We start from the raw sequence: 22,994 nt of genomic DNA, 5'->3' as shown, positions 1-22,994 counted from the left end.
GGCGCCAGACCACTACGCAGGCTGATCCAACAAGCCATCGGCGACACCCTCGCCAAAGCACTACTGGCCGGAGAGATCAACGACGGCGACACCGTCGCGGTCGAGGACAAGGGAGACACTCTCACCATTGCCCGCCGAGCCGACCCCCCACGCAGGTCAGCGCTATGAGCCGCATTCACGTCGGCCGCGATGGTCGTCACCGCGTGGGATTCACGCACCCCGCCGCTACCGGACGCGGGCCGGGCCGGCGCGACGACGAGGCCGTTCGTCCTCATCATCCGGGCACGATTGCCCTGAACCGCGACCGGGGCCGCGCGTCAGGCTGATATCCATGGAATCCAACAACTCTCGCATCGCGGTCCTCTACGCGACCGCGCAAGGATCGACACGCGACATCGCCGAATACATCGCCGCCGGACTGACCGCGCGGACTGCGCAGGTCGAACTCGCCGACATCGAACACGCACCCGAACTGACACGCTTCGATGCCGTGGTCCTGGGCAGCGCCGTCCACGATATGGATCTGCTGCCGGAAGCCACCAGCTATGTGCGCAACCATCGGGAGGCTCTCGCGAATCTCCGCGTCTGGCTGTTCAGCGTCGGTCTGGGTCCCGCCCTGCGCGGACCCGTCGGCCGAATCATCAGCAGGATCGTGCCACCGAAGATCGCGGCCGTTCGCGATTCCGTCGCACCGCGTGACTACCGAGCTTTCGCCGGCTGCTATCCGCGCGAGAACGTCTCGCTGAAGGCACGTGTCCTCTACCGGTTGATGGGCGGCGGTCGGTACGGCGACCTGCGCGACTGGGCCGCGATCGGCGCATGGGTCACGGCGATCGCCGACACGCTGCAATTGCCGCACACCGGCGACGTGATCATTCACCCGTCGTGAATCGAGCCCCCGGATCGTCCCCGTAGCGACACCACGGGCGTGGTCACGCCGAAGCCGCGACAACGCCCGTTCCCACGCCGCTACGCCCTACTTCGGTAGCGACGCGCACGCGGATATCGCTAGCACGTCGGCGCGGTTCCCGGCACCGGCGGTGTCCTGGATTCCAGGATCTCCGAGATCGGGCGGCGAGGCACCGTGGGCAGCGCCGTGGTGTCCCCCGCCCATCCGATTCTGATGACCGCCTGCGGGTCGATGTCGGCGGCGAGCACCTCGGACTTGACGCGCGCCCGCAAGTCGGCCAGTTCGAGCGGCTCGGTCAGCAGACAACTCGACAGCCCGATATTGGTCGCGGTCAACAACACCGCGCTGACCGCCTCGCCCGCCCGCAGCCGCGCGGCTCGATCGTCACCGCGAGTGCCGATCACCAGCAATTCCGCGTAGTCGGGATGCGTCGCGCGGTCCACCAGTCGCGGACCGGCGAAGATTCGGCTCGGGATTCCCTGACCTGGACGCGCGGCGGGAGTGTTGGCGGCGGGGACACCGTCGACACTGTCGTGTCTGCCGCTCCAATCGGCGAGTTCGAGTCGATAGCGGCGATCTCCGATATGTCGGCCCGCGGCCTCTTTCATCGTCTCGACCAGCACGCGACGCTGCCCGTAGGCTGCCTGGCACACAGTCGCCCCGTAGGCCGCGGCGCGTTCGCTGACCAAGCTCAGATAGCCGGAGGGAATCGCCTCGGCGCTGTAGTGGCGGCGGTCGCTTCGGCGCCGGGGTATAGCGGCGCAGAGTGCGAGCTCGGTCATGGTCGGCCGATGGCGGACCAGCTCGATGGTCGCGAGATGATCGGGATCATCGGGATCCGGCATCCGTCGCACCACCGCCGACCATCCGAGCGAAGCAAGTGCGATACGCAGATGATGCAGGATCGCACCGCAACTGACCACGAGATCGCGTTGATCGGGATCGGTGGCGTCCAGGATTCGCGTCGGGTCGAGGTGAAGTCGCAGTTCGCGGTCGACGACGCGGAAACGCCACGGTTGAGTGTTGTGCACCGAGGGTGCTCGCACGGCCAGCGCGAGCGCGAGTTCGACGAGGTTCTCATCGGGCGTTGCGTAGGACACCTCACCACGTCCTTTCACTGTCGTCGCGCGATGTTCCACGCTGTCATCCGGGGTGTGTCTCTGTTAGGGCAGGATGGCCCCGGGTAGTGGGACCTCTGCTGTGTCATTCCGAGAGCGGACCGGTCTACGCGAGTGATGAGCATCGCCACGCCGGACACGGCGGCGAGCGGCGCACCCGCTCAGCTGTCGTGGTTTCCAGGCCGATTCCGTCCCACCCGCAGCCACAGTCGTAAAGACTTTCTTTCAAACCGGGCGGTTTATACTGGTCACATGCCGGACACCGAGGCCCAGCGGTCTGGTTCGGTGCCCGATGGCCGGATTGCCGTCACGGAAACTCTGTCGCAACTACGGCTGCACGAACTGCTACTGGAGGTCCAGGAGCGGATCGCGCAGATCGTCGATGTCCGCGACAGGATCGACCGCCTGGTCGAAGCGATGCTCGTCGTCACCGCGGGCCTCGATCTCGACAACACACTGCGTGCCGTCGTGCACGCCGCCATCGACCTGGTCGACGCCGGATACGGCGCGCTCGGAGTCCGCGACACCGACACCGGCGACGGACGCCAACTCGCCGAATTCGTCTACGAAGGCATCGATGACCGCACCCGGGTGATGATCGGCGACCTGCCACGCGGCCACGGCGTACTCGGTGTTCTCATCGACCGCCCCGAACCCCTCCGCTTGGCCAACCTCTCCGAGCACCCCGCCTCGGTCGGCCTCCCGGCACACCATCCCCCCATGCACACATTCCTCGGCGTCCCGGTCCAGGTCCGCGACGAGGTCTTCGGCAACCTCTACCTCACCGAGAAGGCCCGCGGTAAGGAATTCACCGACGACGACGAGATCGTCGTACAGGCACTTGCCGCAGCGGCCGGTATCGCGATCGAGAATGCCCGCCTCTACCAACAGAGCCGCCAGCGGCAACATTGGCTGGAAGCGACAAGGGACGTCGCCACCGAACTCGTCGTGGCCGCGGCGGCGGGAACACACGCCGACACCCTCGTCGACGCCCGCATCCCGATCGACGAATCACATTCCGGTGAAGTCTTCCGCACCGGTCGACCCGTCTCGGTGAAGAAACTGGCCTACAACCCGTTCGGTGACACCGTCGCGGATTTCGGGCCCGCGTTGATCCTGCCGCTGCGCGCGGGCGGCGCGGTGATCGGGGTACTGACCGCGATGCGTCCCGCGGAAATACCCGCACTCGACGCACCCGCCCAGCAGATCATGGCTGTCATCGCCGATCAGGCCGCCCTTGCCCTGCGTCTGGCCGACACCCAGGCGCGTATGCGCGAACTCGACGTGCTGTCCGAGTCCGACCTGCACACCACCGTCCGACGACGTCGAAGCCGTGCTGCGCGAGTCCGTCAGCAATGTCGTCCGGCACGCACACGCCACCACCCTGTCGGTCGAACTGCGCATCCGCGACGACGTGTCCGTCGAGATCACCGACAACGGTCGCGGAATCAGCGACGCGGACACCCGCCGCAGCGGGCTGGACAACCTCGCCGCCCGAGCCGAGGACGCGGGCGGGCACTTCGAGACACAGCCGAATCCCACGGGAGGCACCATCCTGCGCTGGTCCGCGCCTCTGCCTTGACCAAAAGCGCTGTCGGTTGGGCGATTCGCCCCTGTGAGAGTCCCGGCGGAGAAATCACCCCGGACCCCTGGCCGAGAGGCTTTCGGCCCTGCCACTCGCGGGTCGGCCTACAGCAGACTCGCATCGTGACGAACGCGCCCGCGACGGATCAGCCGCATCACCCCGTACTCCACCGGCAGATGATCGATCAGATGGTGGCACGATTGGACATCGAATTCGGCGACCGATTCTCGAAATCGCTGTTACGGAGTGTGGTTGACCGCTGCCTGGCAGACCTGGCCGGGAGCCCGATCGACGCGCTGCCCGAACTGGGCGAGCGCCTCGCCGGACAACGCCTGCGGGACTCGACGTGTACCGGGCGGCCGACGAGGGAACGCCCTCGCGGACCATCGTCATCGACCTGACGGACGAATTGCTCTGCCGCGGCCTGCGATTTCTCGGGACGCTGACTGTATGAAGACAACCACAGCGTGCGCCGTCGGCCTCGGGACGTATGTGATCGGCCTGGCGGTGGGCTACCAAGTGCTGTTGCGTGACAGGTGCCTGCACTGGGGCGCGTCGCCGGAGGAAGTTACTCGCGCGATGCCCGGCGACGATCTGCTCATCGAACCCGACATCGTCACGACGCGAGCCATCACCATCGACGCCGCGCCCGCCGCGATCTGGCCCTGGCTGGTCCAACTCGGCCCCGGACGCGGTGGCGCGTACACCTACGACTGGATCGAGAATCTTCTCGGACTGGATATGCACAGTGCCGACGAAATTCTGCCCCGATTCCAGAATCTCTCCGTAGGTGACGGTTTCACGCTCGGCAAGACCGGTCCCACGATGCGCGTGGCCGTGCTCGATGCCGAACGCGCACTGGTGTTCAGCTCGACCGATGGGCATTGGGTCTGGGCGTTCGGGCTCTATCCACACCTCACCGGAACCCGGTTGGTCAGCCGCAACCGAATCGCCATGCCGAACGCCGCCGTTCCGGTTCGACTGTTCGATCGGTTCATCATGGAACCGGGAAGTTGGGTCATGGAACGCAAGATGTTGCTCGGTATCGCACAGCGCGCCGAACGCCCCACCCCGGCCGAGGCAGCTGCCGGATGACACACGACCCAGTCGGCCTCGGGTCCAGGAAGGGAACAAAGATGAACACGCGTAGCGAGAACCCGGATTCGCGACATTCGGCTCCGATCGTGGTCGGCGTCGATGGTTCCGAAGGCAGCCGTCTCGCCGTCCGGTGGGCCGCCGAGGCTGCCGCGCGGCGGCACCGTCCACTGCTCATCGTGCACGGTATCGATCTGCTCATGGTGAGTTCGACAGCGGGCGGTCACGATGTCATGGCGCCTTCGGTCATCGACGCGGTCCGCACCCACGGCACCACGGTGGTCGGCGAGGCCGCCGAAACAGCCCGACAGGTCGCCTCCGGTCTCGACGTCGAGACCGAACTCTCCGACGAATCACCCACTCGCCTGCTGATCGACTACTCACGGACCGCACACCTGGTGGTGCTCGGCGCCACCGGCAACGCGGGTGCGTTCGCGCACTTGGGCTCTACGCTGCTCGCAGTCACCAGCCACGGGCACGGTTCCATCGTGGTCGTGCGCACCGACGATCCCGACCGGAAACTTCGCGACGAGGGTCCTGTCGTCGTCGGCGTCGACGGTAGCCCTGTCAGCGAAGCCGCGGTCGCGGCGGCATTCGCCGAGGCATCCGCGCGCGGCGCGGAATTGGTCGCCGTCCATTCCTGGAGTGATTGGGACGCGGGACAATTCGCGGGCAAACGCTCCTCGGCCGTCGACGTGAATCAGTTGGAAACCGCGGAATTCGCCATCCTCGCCGAGCGTACGGCCGGGTGGCAGGAGAAGTACCCCGATGTCCGGGTCATCCGCAAGGTGTATCTGGCCGGGCCGTCAGCACAGTTGATGCAATGGTCGATGTCGGCGCAGTTGGTGGTGGTAGGCAGCCGTGGCCGGGGCGGCTTCACCGGCCTACTGATGGGCTCCACCAGCAATTTCCTGGTGCAGCACGCCCACTGCCCCGTGTTGGTGGCCCATTCCGCATAGCGCTGCGGGCCCGGCCGGCGGACGTCACCGTTCTCGGTGACGTCCGCCGGCCGGCGCCAACGTCGACCCTCGGTCGGTCACCGACCGGCCGAGGGTCGACGCTCGAGGCGTTCTTTCAGCGTGTCGGTGGTGTGATGAGCCCGTAGTCGCCGTCGTATCGGTGGTACAGCACGCTGCCGCGATTCGAATCGCGATCGCAGAAGAACACGAACGGCCATCCGGTCAGTTCGAGTCGATCGACAGCCGCGCCGATATCCAGCGTGGGTGCCGCCGACCCGCTGATCGTGTAGGTGATCGCGCCTCGGATGACCGATTCGGGATGCGGGTTCACCTGCGCGAGAAGGTATTCGGCGTCGGCGGTTCGATACATCACGCTGTCGACTCCGCTCCCGGATTCGGTGAACAGGTGGAACTCGTAGTCCATCAGCTCCATATCGAATATCGCCTCGTCGCAGGTCTCGTCGATCAGCGCGTACGACTTGCGGCGGACGACCTCGCGTTGATCGGACTCGCGCGGAACGCTCGTCAGCCAGATCCGTGAGCCGTCGCCGTGGCGCCATTCGTGGCCCCGCAGACCACGGCGACCATCGCGGAGCGCCGCACGATGTCGAGACAGTCGTTCCATGCGTGTCTTCAAGCGGGCGGCGAGCAGGTCGACGGCTTCTCTGGTCGTCGCCGCCGCGACCTGGACCCGGACCCCTCGACCATTCGTGTCGACATTCGCCTGGGCGACGATCGGGCGCGCCACCGCCGGATCCGGGTGCCCGGTCAGCCGAATACGCGCACCCAGTACCGGTCCGAAGCCGTTGTCCAGAACCGGAACGATCTTTTCGCGCACGTAATCCGAGGCAGCCGCCGAGACATGACGGCCGATCGAGATCCGCAGGACCGAGTCGATAGCTGTATCGCTTGCGTTCATACCTCGACCCTGCCCGGCCGCAGCCGACCGCCGCAGGGCCGAAAGACCCTCGACGCCAATGCCATCGGACACCGACCTCGCTCGCCGACAGACGTACGACTCGACGTCGGCAACCCGCCCTGGACAGGAGGCTCAGCCATGACAGACCAGGGTCGGACAGGAGGCATGATGCAGCAGATTCCGGCTGGTCGAGCCCGCCGACAGATTTCCGGAACGGTTGTATCCCCAACTCCCCGTCACCACCAGTTGAGCGCCGAGCGCGTGTTCGAGCAACGCCCGCGCGGTCCGGCTCTTGTGCACCACTCGGGCAACGGCCACAGCCGGGTACTTTCGACTCCATCCCGACAAGCGCTCGTCGAGTAGTTCCTCCTCGTGCCGAGACGCGACATCCCACGTGTCCGGCAGCGGCGTCCACGCCCACAGATCCGGGTCGTTCCACGCGTGTACCGCGACAATTCCCACCCCGAGCGCTTCGGCCAGTTCGAAGGCGTGGCCGAGGGCGGCATCGCTGCCGGGGCTGCCGTCGACCCCCACGAGGATCGGGCGCCGGTCGGGCATCGGGCGTGCGGGGTCTCCGCGCCAGACCGCGACCGGGCAACCGGCCCCGGTTGCCACGCGCGAGGCCGTCGAGCCCACGAGGGGCACGTCGAACCGATCATCGGCGCTCGCCGCGACCACGAGCATGCGAGCCGTATCCCCGAACACGATCAGTTCCCGGGAGGGAGACCCGTCGAGTACGCGTTCACGAACCGACGCCTGTGGGTACTCCCCGCGCACCGCCGCGGCGGCTTCGCGCAGTGCGCGCTTCGCAGCGTCTCGCAGAACCGCCCGCACATTTCTCGTTCCTGATCCGAGTGCGTTGAATCTGTCCTCTGGAGCAGGCACAACGGTCACGAGGTCGATCGGGGACCGCTGTCCGGCGGCGATCGCGCCCGTCCACCGCGCGGCAGCCACGGCGGCGCGGCTACCGTCTATGCCGACGACGATCGGCCGTTGATTCGCGAGGACCGTCATTCGATGCTCCACTTCCACTGTGCGATAGGCGATTGCGCCAACGCGGACGACACCTTGACGACCGCGATCTCCGCGACGGTCGCCGCCGGTCGACTCTTCGCCACACACGGCGGACATCGGCAGAGGACAGAGACCCGAAGGCGCCGGCCATAGGTCCTCCGCGTGTCGGCACAGCCCCTCAGCGCTCGACGTCCGCAGGCATCGAAGACATACGCGCCGCCGAATCCGTCCGAACCACGTCCACCGAGCCCGGCTTCTGCGAGAGAGGACTTTGGTCCCCACTCTCGACTGCCAACAGCCGTCGCCGTGTGCTGTTATCCAGATCACACTTGCCATGTATCGCTCGACTGCGCACTACCCGCCCAGAACGCGCGCGCGGGCGTTTCCGGCAGAGCCGCCGACGAGGAGCCGTTATGCGAGAGTTCGGATTGCCAGCGCTGTACCACGTTCCGTCCGACGCGAACTTGACCGATTTGATCGAGCGCAACGCCGAACAGTTTCCCGATGTCGCCGTGATCAGCCGCAAGGTCGACGGCGATTGGGGAGATCTGACCGCCGGCCGGTTCCGTACCGAGGTGTCGGCGACGGCGAAGGGGCTGATCGCGAACGGTGTTCAGGTCGGCGATCGAGTGGCTGTCATGTCTCGCACCCGTTACGAGTGGACGCTGCTGGACTTCGCGATCTGGTACGCGGGCGCGGTCACGGTCCCGGTCTACGAAACCTCCTCCGCGGAGCAATTGCGGTGGATCCTCTCCGACTCCGGCGCGGTCGCCATCGTCACCGAGACCGATCACCACGCGGCCATGGTCACCGATCTACGCGAGGAGCTGCCGGACCTGGCGCACACCTGGGAGCTCGACTCCGGCGCCATCGCGACGCTGACGGCCGCCGGCACGGGGATCGACGACAGCGCCGTCGTCGATCGCAGAGCCGCGGTGTCGGCAGATGATCTCGCGACGATCGTCTACACCTCGGGCACCACCGGCCGTCCGAAGGGTTGCCGACTGACCCACGGCAACTTCTTGGCCGAGTTGGGCAACATCACGGCCCGCATGCCGAATCTGTTCCGCACCGGCGAATCCTCGGTCCTGTTGTTCCTACCGCTGGCGCACGTCCTCGGCAGACTCGCCGAGGTCGCAGCGGCCTTCGTTCCTGTCGACATCGCCCACGTCAGCGATGTCAAAGATGTCACCGCCGAACTCAGCAGGTTCCGGCCGACGCTGATCCTGGGCGTTCCGCGAGTCTTCGAGAAGGTGTACAACACCGCCAGCACACGAGCTCAGCTCGCCGGTAGAGGCCGGATCTTCGATATGGCGGCCGCGACCGCCATCGCCTACAGCCGCGCGAGGGACGACGGCCGGATCCCCCTGACGCTACGACTCCGACACGCGATGTTCGATCGTGTCGTCTATCGCCGTCTGCGCGACGCGCTCGGTGGCCGCGCCACACACGCCATCTCCGGCGGCGCCGCTCTCGGCGAACGGCTCGGGCATTTCTACCGCGGGATCGGATTCACCGTGCTCGAGGGCTACGGCCTCACCGAGACCTGCGGGGCGGCCACGTTCAATCCCGATGACCGGACCAAGATCGGTACAGTCGGTCAGCCGCTCCCCGGATCCACGGTCCGCATCGACGACGACGGCGAAATCCTGCTACGGGGACCGAACGTGTTCACCGGATACTGGAACAACCCCGGCGCCACCGCCGACACGTTCCGGGACGGCTGGTTCGCCACGGGAGATCTCGGCACCTTGGACGAGGACGGCTATCTCACGATCATCGGACGCAAGAAGGAGATCATCGTCACCGCGGCCGGTAAGAACGTCGCCCCGACGGTGATCGAAGACCGCATCCGCGCCCACTCCCTCATCGGCGAGGTAGTGGTCGTCGGAGACGGCAAACCATTCGTCAGTTGCCTGGTCACCATCGATGAAGAGCAGCTCTCCACCTGGAAACAGCTGCACGGCAAACCCGCCGACGCCAGCGTCGCGGACCTCTCCGCCGACCCCGATCTGCTCGCCGCGGTCCAATCCGCCATCGACGACGGCAACCGAGCCGTCTCCCGAGCCGAGGCCGTCCGCAGATTCCGCGTGCTCGATACCGACCTCACCGAGGCCAACGGATATATCACCCCATCATTGAAGCTCAAACGCAATATCGTGCTCCGCGACTTCGCGTCGGAAGTCAGCGCGATATACAGCCAGTGAGCATATTCACGACACCCGCGACCCGACGGCGAACATCGGTGACGCGTCGGCCGATTTCGAGTCGGAGCGGTCGTGGAGTCGGGACGATCGCGGCACCGGCCGGCCCGCACGGCAGCCATCGGCGATTCGGAGGTGGAGACGGGATTCGAACCCGTGTGGACGGTTTTGCAGACCGCTGCCTTGCCTCTCGGCCACCCCACCGTCTCGCGTACCCGCCGAGGGTAACAGATCTACCTGCGAAGCTTCCTCGCGCACGCCGAGCCCGACATCGCAGGTACGGCTCGCGCACGGTGATCCTCGGGCACCCCAGACCCGCGATCGTTCGAATTCTCAGCCGAAACCTCGAGAAACCGGCGAAGACAGTGTCCGCAACCGAGCACAAGATCACGCCCAAGCGTGTGCTTCGCTACCTACTCCCGGGCGATGCCGTTGCGTCCGAGGACAACTCGATCGAACCGCTCCAACCCACCGACACCGCCCGGCCCGATACAGACCTTCACTGATCATCCGTACCGGTTCGTGGTCTCGCCGACGATCCCGGCTCGTCCACGCGGCGACGCAATATCGACAACCGTCGCAGATATTCGGCCTCGTCGAGCTGACCGTTGGCGAATCGGAGCGCGAGAATTTCGGTGGGCGTGCGCGATTCGACGCCTCCGCCCGGAACCTCGCCGGACCGGGAGACCGGCCCACGCTCAGGTCGCGCCGAGTTCCGCACAGCGATCGCTGTGCCCACGGCCAACGCCAGCCACAGCGGTATCAACGTGAGAACGACAAGAACGAACATCCAGCCGTTCATCATGCCGCCGTGCCAGTACATATCATCGTTCCAGTACATGACTGCCATTCCTCTCCGGTCCGGCGGTCCTGCCGCCACCGGCACCTCTCCCTCGCGAGCCGTGCCCGCACGCTTCCGAACGTCGGACCGACCGGCCGAGAACCAATGCGCCCCAGATCGGGACCGACAGGATGACGGCGCCGCAACCGACGCCCGCCATAGCGGCATGCCACGCATCCCTCGGCGGGCCGACCGGGCTTCCGTTCGCGTCGAGCCACACGGTCACCTGCGAACCGCGCGTCGCGTCGTGCGGCACGAGGACCGTCGCCCTCGCCGTCCGTCCGTCGACGGTCCATTCCACCTGAGCCCGGAAGCGGCGATCCGGGGGCGTGGCGCGATGCGGGTACTCGGTGAGGGTCGCGCTGACCGCGATCCTGCCGACATTCTCGGCACGGATGGTGGCCGCGGTATCGAAGGCGATCACGGTGCCCACCACCGCGGCGAGCAGGACGAGCGCCAGGCATATCACCGTCCCGGTGATCGCCGTCGGCGAGAACTCGCGACCTGTCGTTCCCGACGCCGCTTCCCCGGCCTGCCCGCCGGGCCGCAGACCACCGGGTGCGTATCCGACCATCGGACCCACCGTCGACTATGTCGCGTCGGGCAGCGGCAACGCCTGGCCCGCGGTCGCGCCGCCGTCGAGCACGAATTCCGAACCGGTGGAGAAACTGGCCTCGGTGATCACGAACCGGACCATAGCGGCGACCTCCTCGGGTTCTCCGTATCGCGCCAGCGGTTGATCCGCGGCCAGCTCCCCACCCAGGCCCGCGGTCATCGGGGTGTGGATGGGTCCCGGGTGCACCGAGCACACGCGGATGCCCGCGGGACCCAGTTCCACGGCGGCGGACTTGGTCAGTCCGCGCAGTCCCCATTTGCTCGCCACGTAGGCGCCGATGCCGGCGTATCCCGCCAGTCCCGCTGTCGAGGAGATATTCACGATGACCCCGCCACCGTTGGCACGCAAACGCGGGACCGCGGTGTGCATTCCGAGCCAGGCGCCGTACAGGTTCACGTCCACCACGTGCCGGAACATGGCGGGCGACTGCGTGTCGATGGCGCCGAAATCGAGGATGCCCGCGTTGTTCACCAGAATCGCCAACGGTCCGAAAGCCGCTTCCGCTTCGTCCACCACCGTGTTCCAGTTGGCCTCGTCGGTGACGTCGAGTCGGCAGAACTTCGCGTTCGGGCCGAGTGCGCGCGCGAGTTCGGCGCCGTCGTGTTCGAGGAGGTCGGCGATCACCACCGAGATGTCCTCTTTCACCAACGCGCTCGCGATGGCGGCGCCGATGCCGCGCGCGCCGCCGGTGACGATCGCGGTGCGTCCGCTGAAAGTGCTCATGATGAGAATCCTTCGATTCGGTGATGTTGTGGATCGAGCATCCCGTACCGACGTCGTGGCCGACGATGGCCGAAAGTCACGGGTTCACCGGCCCTCCGGCACCCGTTGAGTGACGATCGAGAGGTAGGGGGGAAGCGGCTCCGAGTCCTGACGCGCATGTCGCGGCGCCACCGTCAGGCTCACTCGACCCGAAACCGATCATGGTCGGTTTCGGGCTGTGCGCTCCTGGGCGGCGGTCGGCGCATCGACCGGCTACCGGATTCCGACGCCTATCGGTTCAGCATGAATTCGACACACGAACGGATCGAGTTCAGTCGAGGGTAGTCGTCCTCTTCTATGCGCGACCCGCGCACTTCGGACAGGCGTTCCACGAAGGTCAGGAAGTCGATCGAGTCGAGCTCGAGGGCGCTTCGCAAGGGTTCGTCGGGTGCGAGTGCGGCCACCTCGGCATCGGATCCGAAGCCGCGCAAGGCGGCTCGCACTCGCTGATCTGCTTGGGCTTCGGTCAGGGTCTCGGGCACAGGTCACAGCTCCTCTGGATGTTGTAGCAGGTCGGACACGGCACGGAGAAAGCGCGACCCGGTGACGCCATCGCTGGCGCGATGATCACCGGACAGCGTCGCGGTCAGTTGCGGACGAACACCGAGCAGTCCGTCGACCGCGCAGGGCCTCGGTTCGATCGCGCCGAATCCGATGATCGCGACCTGTGGCACGGCGATCACACCGAAGACGGTTTCCGCCCCGAGATCGCCGAGATTGGTGACGGTGATGGTCGCCGGCGTGGTGTCCGCCGAACGCAGACGAGCGTCGCGGGCACGGTCGACGAGGGCCCGGAGCCGCTCCATGGTCTGGGCCACCGACAGGGTGTCGGCGTGCGGGATGGTCGGTACGATGATGCCGCCGCCGCGCAGCGAAACCACCACGCCCACGTGTACCGAATCGGCTGGACGAAACGCGTCATCTATCCAGTGCCCGTTCAGTTCGGGCACCGTGCGGGCGGCGCCGGCGACAGCCCGAAGCAACAGTGCGGCCGGCAGGATTCTCGCCGAAACCGGCGCGTCGAGGTTCGCGTCATGTAGCCAGCGCAGCGCGGCGTCCATATCGATCGGGCTGGACAGGTAGTAGTGCGGCACCGTCTGCTTCGACCGCGTCATCGCGGCGGCGATGATTCGTCGGATCTCGTCACGATCCCGTTGCGGCGCTGGTTGTTCCGCGCTCGCGGCGGGCGACGCCGGGCCAGCCCCGACGGCCCGAGCGGGGGTGGCCGCCGACTCGGACCGCGCGGCCATGACGTCACCGGCCTGAACCGCGCCGTCAGGTCCGGTACCGCCGACACCCAACAGATCGACACCGAAATCGGTCGCGAGACGTCGGGCATATCCCGATGCCGGCACCCGCTCGCGGTCGCCGCCGCGGCGTCGGGCCACGGCCCGTTCCACGTCGACACGTAGGACTCGTCCGCCGGGTCCGGAACCGGTCATCGACCCCAGATCGAGCCCCGCCTCCTCGGCCAGCCGCTGGACCAACGGGGTGGCGTGCACATCGGGTACGGGCGCGCGATCGGCGGCACGCTGCTTCGAAGGCAGGGTCACGGCCTGCACTTCACTGTCGGCGCGGTTCGAGGCCGCGGCCTCACCAGTGCTTTTCCGGGCCGTGGAATCGGTAGTGGCGGGGGGCGTGTCATCAGGGCCCGGAGGCCGGATAGTCGCGAGGACGGCGCCGACCGGCACGGTGGCGCCTTCTGGCACGAGCACGTCGGTCAGAATCCCGTCGTCGAAGCATTCGATTTCGATGGCTGCCTTGGTGGTGTCGACCTCGGCCACCACTTGTCCGGCGTGTACCGCCTCGCCCGGCACCACGAGCCACCGCAGCAGCGTGCCCTCGGTCATATCGGCGCCGAGGGAGGGCATCCGGAATTCGATCATCTCAGCTCACCACCGCGCGCACGGCCTCGACGACAGCGTCCGGCTGCGGCAGGGCAGCCTCCTCCAGGTGGCGGGCGTAGGGGATCGGGACTTCGGCGGTGCACACCCGGCGGATCGGAGCGTCGAGATCGTAGTAGCCGGATTCGGCTACGCGAGCGGCGATTTCGGAGGCGACCCCGACGCTGCGCCACCCTTCGTCGACGATCACCAAGTGGTGTGTGCGCGCGACGGACTCCAGGACGGTGGCTTCATCCAGCGGGCGCAGGACGCGGAGGTCGATGACCTCGGCCGCGATCCCTTCGGTGGTCAACCGCTCGGCTGCCGTTTCGGCTACCCGCAGGCCGCCTCCATAGGCGACGATGGTGGCGTCGGTGCCCGGCCGTCGGACCGCCGCGCGAACGATGTCGGTCGCCGTGTCTTCCGCGGGCAGTTCGCCCTCGGAGTTGTACAGCGCGATCGGTTCGAAGATCAGTACGGGATCCGGATCTTCCAACGCGGCCCACAACATGCCGCGGGCATCGGCGACGGTCGCGGGAGACACGACGCGCAGGCCGGGGATATGCGCGTAGAAGGACTCGAGACTATGGGAATGCTGGGCGGCCAGCTGGCGCCCTGCCCCTGTCGCCATCCGGATGACCAGCGGCACCCCCATCTGTCCTCCCGACATGTGGCGCAAGGTGGCGGCGTTGTTGAGGATCTGATCGAGGGCAAGCAGGCTGAAGTTGACGGTCATGATCTCGACGATCGGGCGCATGCCACCCAGTGCCGCGCCGATTCCCGCGCCGACGAACGCCGATTCGCTCAACGGGGTATCCCGGATCCGGCGCGGTCCGAACTCGTCGAGCATGCCACGGCTGACGCCGAAACAACCGCCGTAGGCACCGACATCCTCCCCCATCAAGAAAACACGGTCGTCGCGGTGGAGTGCCTCACGGATCGCCGCCGCGATCGCTTCACGGTAGGTGGTCATGACGGCTCCGCGTAGACATATCTGGTCAGGTCGGCCACCGGTTCCTCCGGTGCCGCCTCCGCGGCGGCGATGGCCGCGTCCAATTCCGCCTCCGCCGCGGAATCCATCGCGGCGCGCGCGTTTTCATCCAGTTCACCGGCCGCGTCGAGCGTGGCGGCGAGCGTGGCGATGGGATCACGTGCTTTCCAGGCCGCGATCTCTTCTTTGGATCGGTAGCGATCCGCGTCGTAGAGCGAATGGGCACGGAATCGGTAGGTGCGCAGCTCGAGGAAACACGGTCCGGCGCCACCCCTGATCGAGGTGAGCGCGCGGCGGGTGGCCGCGGCCACGGCGACCGCGTCCATTCCATCGACCGGCCACGACGTCAGCCCGTAGGAGCCCGCGCGCAACGCGAGGTCGGTGTTCGCGTGCTCGCGGGCGAGCGCGGTGCCCATCGCGTATCTGTTGTTCTCGCAGGCGAACAGCACGGGAAGTTGCCACAGCGCGGCGAGGTTGAGACATTCGTGGAATTCGCCCTCGGCGACAGCGCCGTCACCGAACAGGCATACCGTGACCGCGTCGCGACCGCGCATCGCGTCGGAGAGCGCGAGCCCGACGGCGACCGGCAACCCACCGCCGACGATCGCGTTGCCTCCGTAGAAGCGCAGGTCGGCGTCGAACAGGTGCATCGATCCGCCGCGCCCCCGGCTGCACCCGGTCGAGCGGCCGAACATCTCGGCCATCAGCGCCGTCATCGAAATGCCACGGGCGATGGCGTGACCGTGCTCGCGGTAGGTCGAGACGACAGCGTCCCGCGGGGTCAGTTCACCGAGCAGGCCGGCCGCGACGGCTTCCTCGCCGATGTAGAGGTGCAGAAACCCGCGGATCTTCTCGGCGCTGTAGAGCTGAACGCATCGCTGCTCGAAATGGCGGATGCGAATCATCTGGCGTAGCAGACCGATCCGATCGATGGCCCCGGATGCGGTCGTCGTGGAGTCGGTGCCGGTCATGACGGGCCCTCCAGGGTCGACACATCACCTTCGGGAAGGCCCAGTTCGCGTGCTTTGAGCAATCTGCGCATCACCTTGCCGCTGCGGGTGTGTGGCAGCGCCGCGGTGAACTCGATGGTTTTCGGCGCGACCGCGCCCAATGCCTTGCGGCTGAAGGCGAGAAGATCCGCGCGCAGTTCCTCGGTGGCCTCGTAGCCGGGGCGCAGGAGCACGAAGGCCTTGACCAACTCCCCCGCGACGGGATCCGGAGTGCCGATGACTCCGGCCTCGGCGACGGCGGGATGTTCCAACAGCGTGCTCTCGACCTCGAAGGGCCCGACCAGATGTCCCGCGGACTTGATGACGTCGTCGGCGCGCCCGACGAACCAGTAGTAGCCGTCGCTGTCCCGGCGGGCCAGGTCGCCGCTGAGGTACCAGCCGCCCGCGAAACACTGTGTGTAGCGGCGCGGCTCCCCCCAGTAGGTCCGGAACATGGACGGCCAGCCGGGCCGTAGTGCCAGTTCCCCGACCTCACCAGGTTCGGCGGGTGTCACGGCGCCGTCGGTGACCGCGGCGCGCCCGTCGGGGCCGCGTCGCAGTGTGGTCGCCTCGATACCGGGGAGCGGGCGGCCCATCGACCCCGGGCGTACCTGTGTGGCCGCGAGGTTGGCGATCATGATCGCGCCGGTCTCGGTCTGCCACCAGTTGTCGTGCACGGGATGTCCGAGCGCGTGCTCGCCCCAGACGACGACTTCGGGGTTCAGCGGTTCACCGACGCTGGTCACGAATCGCAGCGCCGTCAGATCGGTACCGTCGGGAGGACGATCGCCCATTCGCATCAGCATTCGCAGCGCGGTCGGGGCGGTGTACCACACGGATACCCGCTGCTCGTCGAGGATCCGATACCAGCGTTTCGCGTCGAATTCCGATTCGTCACTGATCACCGTGGCTCCCAGGCACAGGGGCGCGATCACCCCGTAGGACATACCGGTGACCCATCCTGGATCCGCGGTGCACCAGAAGACGTCGCCGGCGCGCAGGTCGAGGGCGTACCCGGCGGTGATCCGATGGGCGAGCACCGCGCCGTGCACATGCAGCGCGCCCTTCGGCTCACCCGTGGTCCCACTCGTGAAATGCAGCAGTGCCGGATCCTCAGGGCCTGTTTCGGCTGGGGCGCAGTGAGCGTCCGCGGCGGCCATCGCCGCGCGTAGGTCGACGCCATCGGGGCCCCCGTCGGTGAGCAGCACCGTCCGCAGGGTGGGCACCTCCTCGCGGATGGCGGCGATCTTGCGGCGGTACAGCGCCGCGGTGGTCACCACCGCGGCGGCCTCGGCGATCGCCAGGCGCTGCCGCACCGGTTCGGGGCCGAACGCAGAGAAGAGCGGGGAGACGACGCAACCGGCCTTCAGCGCTCCCAGAACCGCGATATACAACTCGGGGGTACGGCCGAGCAGCACGCCGACCCGATCTCCCACGCGTATTCCGTTGTTTCGCAGCACATTCGCAAACCGATTGGTCGCCTCGGCGAGGGCGGCGTAGGTGAATTCGACGGCCTGCCCGTCCGCACGGAGCCAACGCAGGGCGACAGCGCCCGCGTTCGGACCGCCGAGGTGGCGATCGACCGCTTCCCAGGCGATGTTCAGACCGCCGTTCGGCAGACCGGACAACTGCGATCGCGCCTCATCCCAGCTGAATTCACGACAGACTCGGTCGTAGTCGATGATGTTGGCCTGCGCGCGCTGCGATGAAGACTTCTCGATAGGCGTCCATCCGGCGAAACCACCCACCGATACATTTGCCGCGTTTGTCTCGGTCATGATGTTCATCGTCTCGCTGCCGCGGTTCGAGGGGCAGAGCCTCTGGCCCACCGATCGCGGGAGCAAAGTCCCCGATCGAGGGGGTCTCCGACCCTCGACCGCCCGACGAGGACCTCAGCGTCGTGACAGCGAGCGCACATGAGGTCGACCTCGCTCGGCGTTTGCGACGCGCGCGCCGACGACCAGCGCGGTGACCGCGACGATACCGGCGAGCATCGCGAGCCGATTGACGTCGACGGCGGGCCGCCACGTCAATCGTCCGTTCTTGATCACATACACGCCCACCGGCTTGGCTCCGAGGCCGAACCCGCCTCCGGATCCCTGGCCGCCGTCTTTGTCACTCCCGGTGCCGAGGCCCGCACCACCGGAAACCGCGGCGACCTCGATGACGGTGACTCCGTCGCTGTCCACGGGGTCGGAGTAGACACGCCGTACCGTCATCGAATCCTTCGCGAGGGTCATCAACTCGTCGATTTTCATTTCCCGGACCTATCCGTCGGTCAAGACCTGAGCGGATGCTCGGCCGAGTCCAAGTCTCGGCCACGGATTCTGTCGCGCCGAGGGTCTTTCGGCCCGCTTGTCGAAGGCGTAACGGCATCGGAACCAGCCACGCGGCCGGCCCCTCGTCTCGCCGCGTCGGCAGAGATGAGGCCCTATGTCCTCGGTGCCCGGGCACGACGGCACTGACGACCGGCCCGCGACTGAGCGAGGCTGAGGCGACACAGTCCAGATGCGCAGATCGGAGCCGATATGGGCGAGTATGTGGCCGATTTCCGCGAGTTACGGCTCGCCGATACCGACATAGCAGGCGGCAAGGGGGCGAACCTCGGAGAGTTGGTGGCGGGCGACCTGCCCGTCCCCCCGGGGTTCGTGATCTTGCGTTCCTGCTACGAGCAGGTGATCACGGAGGGGCCGCACGGCGCCGAACTCGACCGCCTACACGGCGAGGCGCTCGATTCGATCGACGACGAGTCCCGGATCGCGAAGCTCTGTCTGCGGATGCGTGAACTCGTACACGAGGCGACGCTCGACGGCGTCGCCCGAGAAGTGGTTCTGTCCGCCTACCACGGACTCGGCGACCAGGTTCCGGTCGCTGTCCGCTCGTCGGCGATCGGCGAGGACAGCGCCACCTCGTCCTTCGCGGGCATGAATATCTCACGGACCAACGTGCGCGGCGACGATGGGGTGCTCGCGGCCGTCATCGACTGCTGGGCGTCGCTTTTCACCCCCCGCGTCGTCACCTACCGGGCGCGGCGAGGCATGCGGGGGCGTCCGGTGATGGCCGTGGTCGTCCAGCGGATGGTGAACGCACAGCGCTCGGGGGTCGCGTTCACCGCAGACCCGTCGTCCGGACGCAGGGACCGGGTGGTGATCGAGGCCGCACGCGGCCAGGGCGAGGTCGTGGTATCCGGCGCTACCGAACCCGACACCTATATCTTCGACACCGAAGGACCGACTCGACTCGACTCGCGCACCGGCCACCAGAGTTACGCGATCGTCGCCGGACCCGATGGCGATCGCCAGGTCGATCTGTCCGATGCCGAAACCGCTGCCCCGGTGCTGAGCGAAGAGCAGGCCACCGCGGTGGCCCGACTCGCACTGGCGGTGCAGAAACACCATGACGGAATCCCACAGGACGTCGAATGGGTCTTCGACGAGGACACCCTGTGGCTCGTGCAGGCACGCCCCATCACCACCCTGCACGACGAACCGGCCCGACGCCCCATCGCGGGCCAGGTGCCCACCCGTGTGCTGGTACGCGGATTGGCCGGCGCACCAGGAATCGCGAGCGGCGTGGTGCGCGTGCTGTCCTCCCCCGCTCAGGGACATTCGTTGCGAGACCGAGAGATCCTCGTCGCGCCGATGACCAACCCGGACTGGCTTCCGACGCTGACCCGCGCGGCCGCCGTCGTCACCGACAACGGCGGCATGACCTGTCACGCCGCCATCGTCGCCCGCGAGCTCGGTATCCCGTGCATCGTCGGCACACGCTCCGCGACAACGACTTTGGCGGACGGGTCGATGGTCACCGTGGACGGCGCGGCCGGTGAGGTCCGCGCGGGAGAGGCGGAACCGATCGCGACCGAGTCCGGCCGCCTCCCGACCGGCGGCGTGGCCGGGGTGATTCGGGTGCCCACCGCGACGCGGGTCTACGTGAACCTCGCGATACCGGACGCCGCCGAACGCGTCGCCGCGGGGGACGTCGACGGTGTGGGGCTGCTCCGCGCGGAGACCTTGCTGACCCAGGCGCTCGGCGGGAGACATCCGCGAGATCTGATCGCACGCGGCGAGGAACACCTTTTCGTCGACAAGATGGCGAAATCACTGCACCGCATCACGGCGGCCTTCCAGCCTCGACCGGTCATCTACCGGACCACCGATTTCCGCAGCAACGAGTTCCGCGCGCTGACCGGCGGCTCCCGCTACGAGCCGGTCGAACACAATCCGATGATCGGCTACCGAGGCTGCTACCGCTACGTTCGCGAGCCCGAGTTGTTCAATCTCGAATTGGCCGCCATAGCTCGTGTCAGGGAACGAACTCCTAACCTGCACTTGATGATTCCGTTCGTGCGCACCCATTGGGAGCTGGCCGCCTGCCTCGAACTGGTCGACGCCAGCCCGCTCGGACGCCACCGCGGCCTGCACCGCTGGGTCATGGCGGAAGTGCCCTCGGTCGTGCACTGGCTCCCCGAATACATCGGCTCGGGCATCGACGGAGTCTCCATCGGCAGCAACGATCTCACCCAGCTCATGCTCGGCGTCGACCGTGATTCCGAGCAATGCGCCGAACTGTTCGACGAAGCCGATCCCGCCGTGCTCGACGCCATCGAGCGCATCGTCTCCACCGCACGGCAGCACGGCATCACCTCTTCGCTCTGCGGTCAGGCGCCGTCGAATCATCCCGAATTCGCGGAGCATCTGGTGCGTATGGGTATCACCTCGATCTCGGTGACGCCGGACGCCGCGCCCGCCGTCCGCGCCACCATCGCCGCCGCCGAGCGGCGCCTGCTGCTCGACCACGCCCTGCGCGAGCCGCGGAACTGATCGGACGTCGAGAATCTTTCCGCCCCCTGGCGGCGGACTCCCCGGTTCACCGGCCGACTGGCATGTCGGCCGGGTCCGGACTCGATCAGGGGATGCCGCCGTCGGATCGCAGAATCGATCCCGTGGTGTAGCTGGACGCGTCGGAGGCGAGAAACAGTGCGGCGCCGACGATTTCGCTGGGCGCGCCCGCGCGCCGCAGTGCGTGCGCGGCGAACGGGTTCTGCGACGGCTCCAGCGATTCCAGGCCCCACGCCTTGCTGACATCGGTCAGATACGGGCCCGCCATCAGGGTGTTGACCCGCACGTTCGGCCCGAACGCGAGTGCCAGACCCTCGGTCATCGCGTTGAGCCCGGCCTTGGCCGCCGCATACGGGACGATCCACGGTGTCGGGCGAATCGACCCCGTGGAACTGACGTTGACGATCGAACCGCGTCCTGCCTCGACCATCTTCTCGCCGACCAGCGCCGCCAACCGGAACGGCCCCTTGAGGTTGAGGTTCAGTACCGAGTCGAACAACTTCTCGCTGACCGAGTTGAGCGAGTCGTAGACCGGCTGCATTCCGGCGTTGTTGATCAGCGTGTCGATCTTGCCGAACCGTTCGTAGGCGGCATCGACCAGTCCGTCGAGTTCGTTCCAGCGGCCGACATGCACCGCGTAGGGCAGTGCATCGCGGCCGGTGGCTTCCCGGATCTCCTCGGCGGTCGTGACGCACGAGTCGTAGTTGCGGCTCGCGATGATCACATCGGCACCGCAGTGCGCCACGGCGAAAGCCATCTCGCGCCCGAGCCCGCACCTGCCTTTGGTCCCCCGCACCGGGGCACTGCGCCCCTAACGCGCGATCGACACAGACGACACACTCGGAGGTGGATGACGTGCGGGATCGCCTGCCGCGGCGGCCGAGAGGAGTGACCATGTCGCCGTCGACTCGACGGCGAACCGATCCCGGTCTCCGTACCGCACTCGCGGAAGTCCCGTCACCGCACGGCGCCTCGATGGACGGTGACACAGCGACCAATGGAAGGAAACTATCGTGAATTGGCCTCTCGCAGTGGTGATCGTCGCCATCGTCTTCGCCTTGATGGTCATCATCACCACGTACCTGTCAACGAGAAAATCATGAAAACGACCGCATGCCGTGATCGCGACCGCTCGTCACATGTCACGCCCTCGACTCGGGCGAGGATGATTTTCGAGCACGCGTAGCCAGCTCGCGCTGGATCGAGGAGAGGCGGTCCGCGTCGACCCGCTCCTGGTCTCGCAGTTGCCGGGCGCTCAGGATGTGGCTGTCCGGGCCCGGATAGACCAGCGCGCGGTGGTCGTTGTCCAGCCAGTGCACGAAGAACGGCGGACCGCCGTCGGCGCCCTGGACCTCCTCGATCAAGCCCCGACGCACCGTCTCGCCGACGACCCGCCCCTCCACGATCAGCCAATCCCCTGGATTCGCATGCATCTTCTTCTCCTCCGCTGCCGGATCCTCATCCCGTAGGTGCTCGAATTGCCGCGCCGATCGGTGGCCCGGGGCAATGCGGCGAGCGAGCTCGTCGTCGACCGGCATTGCCCCTTGCCTCTCTCGTCTCAGGCGCCGCGCGCGTGCGTGTCGGCGTCTACTCGCCGGTCCGGATCGTTATCTGTTTCGGCTGGGGTGTCCGGGTTGCGGCGAGGGGGACGGTGACGGTGAGGATGCCTTTGTCGTAGGTGGCGGCGATGTCGTCTTCGTTCGCGCCAGTGGGCAGGGTGATCGTGCGGGTGAACGAGCCGTAGCTGAACTCGGTGTGCCCTTTGGTTTCCTGCCGTTCGCTGCGTTCGGCTTTGATGGTCAGCGTCCCGTCGTGGACGGTGATCTCGACGTCTTTGTCCGGGTCCAGGCCGGGGAGTTCGGCCCGTAGGAGGTATTTGCCGTCGACGGATTCGTCCTCGACGCGGATCGAGCGGCCTTCGATGAAGGGGCGGATGTTCTCGAGTGTGGACAGGCCGGTCAGCCAGTCGGCCAGGTCTGGGAACAGCGGCTGGTGGCGGTGTGCGGGAAGCAGGCTCATGATGGGCTCCGTCTCTGTCGAGGGTGTGACGACACCTCGATTCGACCAGCGGCACGGTCGCCGATGCCAGGGGCAGGGGTCCCATCGTGTGAGGCCATTGGGCACCCTGGATCCGACTGTGAAGAGGACTCCCGCGCGCTGGCGATTACCTCTCGACCTGACAGTCTGTTTCGAAGCGTGCGCGATGATCCCCAGAGTCTGCGAAACCGCCGCGGTGGGGCATACCGGCCGTTCATCTGGGGACCTCC

General features: G+C 67.1%; 21 protein-coding genes, 1 tRNA gene and 1 pseudogene. 7 read left to right on the top strand and 16 right to left on the bottom strand.

Going from position 1 to position 22,994, the window contains the following annotated elements; genetic code table 11:
* Both DAT37_RS00715 and DAT37_RS00710 read left to right on the top strand, forming a co-directional pair.
* Window positions 1–168: hypothetical protein (locus DAT37_RS00715; protein WP_157978229.1), on the top strand; the 168-nt coding region annotated here is incomplete at its 5' end.
* A 163-nt stretch (window positions 169–331) separates the two neighbouring features.
* Window positions 332–889 carry a flavodoxin domain-containing protein gene (locus DAT37_RS00710; protein WP_109522693.1) on the top strand — a complete coding sequence of 186 codons (558 nt, stop codon included), beginning with the start codon at window positions 332–334 and terminating at the stop codon, window positions 887–889.
* Window positions 890–1,008: 119 nt separating this feature from the next.
* On the opposite strand, the gene DAT37_RS00705 is transcribed toward DAT37_RS00710, so the two are convergent.
* A complete protein-coding gene (locus tag DAT37_RS00705) occupies window positions 1,009–2,010 on the bottom strand; it encodes an Acg family FMN-binding oxidoreductase (RefSeq protein ID WP_109522692.1) in 1,002 nt (333 codons plus the stop codon).
* A 270-nt stretch (window positions 2,011–2,280) separates the two neighbouring features.
* On the opposite strand from DAT37_RS00705, the pseudogene DAT37_RS00700 reads away from it, so the two are divergent.
* The 3 genes and pseudogenes from DAT37_RS00700 (at window position 2,281) to DAT37_RS00685 (ending at window position 5,667) form a co-directional block, all read left to right on the top strand.
* A pseudogene (locus tag DAT37_RS00700) lies at window positions 2,281–3,610 on the top strand (GAF domain-containing protein).
* Between the two features lie 453 nt (window positions 3,611–4,063).
* Entirely contained in the window at window positions 4,064–4,708 is a 645-nt protein-coding gene (locus tag DAT37_RS00690; protein ID WP_109522690.1) for a hypothetical protein, read from the top strand.
* A 41-nt stretch (window positions 4,709–4,749) separates the two neighbouring features.
* A complete protein-coding gene (locus tag DAT37_RS00685) occupies window positions 4,750–5,667 on the top strand; it encodes a universal stress protein (RefSeq protein WP_109522689.1) in 918 nt (305 codons plus the stop codon).
* A gap of 115 nt (window positions 5,668–5,782) precedes the next feature.
* On the opposite strand, the gene DAT37_RS00680 is transcribed toward DAT37_RS00685, so the two are convergent.
* On the bottom strand, window positions 5,783–6,586 hold the full coding sequence (locus DAT37_RS00680; RefSeq protein WP_109522688.1) for a sigma 54 modulation/S30EA ribosomal C-terminal domain-containing protein: 804 nt from the start codon (window positions 6,584–6,586) through the stop codon (window positions 5,783–5,785).
* Window positions 6,587–6,718: 132 nt separating this feature from the next.
* Window positions 6,719–7,600, bottom strand: coding sequence for a universal stress protein (locus tag DAT37_RS00675; protein ID WP_198654028.1), 882 nt, complete (start codon window positions 7,598–7,600; stop codon window positions 6,719–6,721).
* A 413-nt stretch (window positions 7,601–8,013) separates the two neighbouring features.
* Here DAT37_RS00675 and DAT37_RS00670 point away from each other — a divergent pair, with 413 nt between their 5' ends.
* Window positions 8,014–9,807 (top strand): AMP-dependent synthetase/ligase, encoded by a 1,794-nt coding sequence (locus DAT37_RS00670; protein ID WP_109522686.1) that lies wholly within the window; start codon window positions 8,014–8,016, stop codon window positions 9,805–9,807.
* A 130-nt stretch (window positions 9,808–9,937) separates the two neighbouring features.
* On the opposite strand, the gene DAT37_RS00665 is transcribed toward DAT37_RS00670, so the two are convergent.
* From DAT37_RS00665 to DAT37_RS00615, 10 genes are all read right to left on the bottom strand, one after another.
* Window positions 9,938–10,008: transfer RNA gene (locus tag DAT37_RS00665), tRNA-Cys, on the bottom strand.
* A gap of 295 nt (window positions 10,009–10,303) precedes the next feature.
* Complete coding sequence (locus DAT37_RS00655; protein ID WP_157978228.1) at window positions 10,304–10,645, bottom strand: SHOCT domain-containing protein; 342 nt, start codon at window positions 10,643–10,645, stop codon at window positions 10,304–10,306.
* Window positions 10,629–11,219: a hypothetical protein gene (locus DAT37_RS00650; protein WP_109522683.1), complete on the bottom strand. Its 591-nt coding sequence runs from the start codon at window positions 11,217–11,219 to the stop codon at window positions 10,629–10,631. The genes DAT37_RS00655 and DAT37_RS00650 overlap by 17 nt, the downstream gene beginning before the upstream one ends.
* A gap of 15 nt (window positions 11,220–11,234) precedes the next feature.
* On the bottom strand, window positions 11,235–11,984 hold the full coding sequence (locus DAT37_RS00645) for an SDR family NAD(P)-dependent oxidoreductase (RefSeq protein WP_109522682.1): 750 nt from the start codon (window positions 11,982–11,984) through the stop codon (window positions 11,235–11,237).
* Between the two features lie 269 nt (window positions 11,985–12,253).
* Window positions 12,254–12,505, bottom strand: coding sequence for a phosphopantetheine-binding protein (locus DAT37_RS00640; RefSeq protein WP_109522681.1), 252 nt, complete (start codon window positions 12,503–12,505; stop codon window positions 12,254–12,256).
* A gap of 3 nt (window positions 12,506–12,508) precedes the next feature.
* A complete protein-coding gene (locus DAT37_RS00635) occupies window positions 12,509–13,909 on the bottom strand; it encodes a 2-oxo acid dehydrogenase subunit E2 (protein WP_109522680.1) in 1,401 nt (466 codons plus the stop codon).
* 1 nt (window position 13,910) lies between these two features.
* A complete protein-coding gene (locus DAT37_RS00630) occupies window positions 13,911–14,879 on the bottom strand; it encodes an alpha-ketoacid dehydrogenase subunit beta (RefSeq protein WP_109522679.1) in 969 nt (322 codons plus the stop codon).
* Window positions 14,876–15,868, bottom strand: a complete 993-nt coding sequence (gene pdhA, locus DAT37_RS00625) for a pyruvate dehydrogenase (acetyl-transferring) E1 component subunit alpha (protein ID WP_198654027.1) — start codon at window positions 15,866–15,868, stop codon at window positions 14,876–14,878. Before pdhA ends, DAT37_RS00630 begins: the two co-directional genes overlap by 4 nt.
* The gene (acsA, locus tag DAT37_RS00620) at window positions 15,865–17,664 is read right to left on the bottom strand and encodes an acetate--CoA ligase (protein WP_109522710.1); all 1,800 of its coding nucleotides are present in this window, start codon (window positions 17,662–17,664) and stop codon (window positions 15,865–15,867) included. The genes pdhA and acsA overlap by 4 nt, the downstream gene beginning before the upstream one ends.
* 114 nt (window positions 17,665–17,778) lie before the next feature.
* Window positions 17,779–18,144, bottom strand: a complete 366-nt coding sequence (locus DAT37_RS00615) for a spore germination protein GerW family protein (protein ID WP_109522678.1) — start codon at window positions 18,142–18,144, stop codon at window positions 17,779–17,781.
* Between the two features lie 270 nt (window positions 18,145–18,414).
* Here DAT37_RS00615 and ppsA point away from each other — a divergent pair, with 270 nt between their 5' ends.
* Window positions 18,415–20,709 carry a phosphoenolpyruvate synthase gene (gene ppsA, locus DAT37_RS00610; RefSeq protein ID WP_109522677.1) on the top strand — a complete coding sequence of 765 codons (2,295 nt, stop codon included), beginning with the start codon at window positions 18,415–18,417 and terminating at the stop codon, window positions 20,707–20,709.
* Between the two features lie 85 nt (window positions 20,710–20,794).
* Here ppsA and DAT37_RS00605 read toward each other — a convergent pair whose 3' ends face one another.
* From DAT37_RS00605 to DAT37_RS00595, 3 genes are all read right to left on the bottom strand, one after another.
* Complete coding sequence (locus tag DAT37_RS00605; protein ID WP_408637350.1) at window positions 20,795–21,523, bottom strand: SDR family NAD(P)-dependent oxidoreductase; 729 nt, start codon at window positions 21,521–21,523, stop codon at window positions 20,795–20,797.
* A gap of 346 nt (window positions 21,524–21,869) precedes the next feature.
* Window positions 21,870–22,160 carry a DUF1918 domain-containing protein gene (locus DAT37_RS00600; protein ID WP_157978227.1) on the bottom strand — a complete coding sequence of 97 codons (291 nt, stop codon included), beginning with the start codon at window positions 22,158–22,160 and terminating at the stop codon, window positions 21,870–21,872.
* A gap of 154 nt (window positions 22,161–22,314) precedes the next feature.
* A complete protein-coding gene (locus DAT37_RS00595) occupies window positions 22,315–22,746 on the bottom strand; it encodes an Hsp20/alpha crystallin family protein (protein ID WP_109522675.1) in 432 nt (143 codons plus the stop codon).
* Between the last annotated feature and the right edge of the window lie 248 nt (window positions 22,747–22,994).

It is taken from the genome of Nocardia aurea, assembly GCF_003123685.1.
Taxonomy (GTDB): Bacteria; Actinomycetota; Actinomycetes; order Mycobacteriales; family Mycobacteriaceae; genus Nocardia; species Nocardia aurea.
The sequence above is the reverse complement of the archived record's forward strand: the minus strand, read 5'-3'. Positions and strand labels throughout refer to the sequence as shown.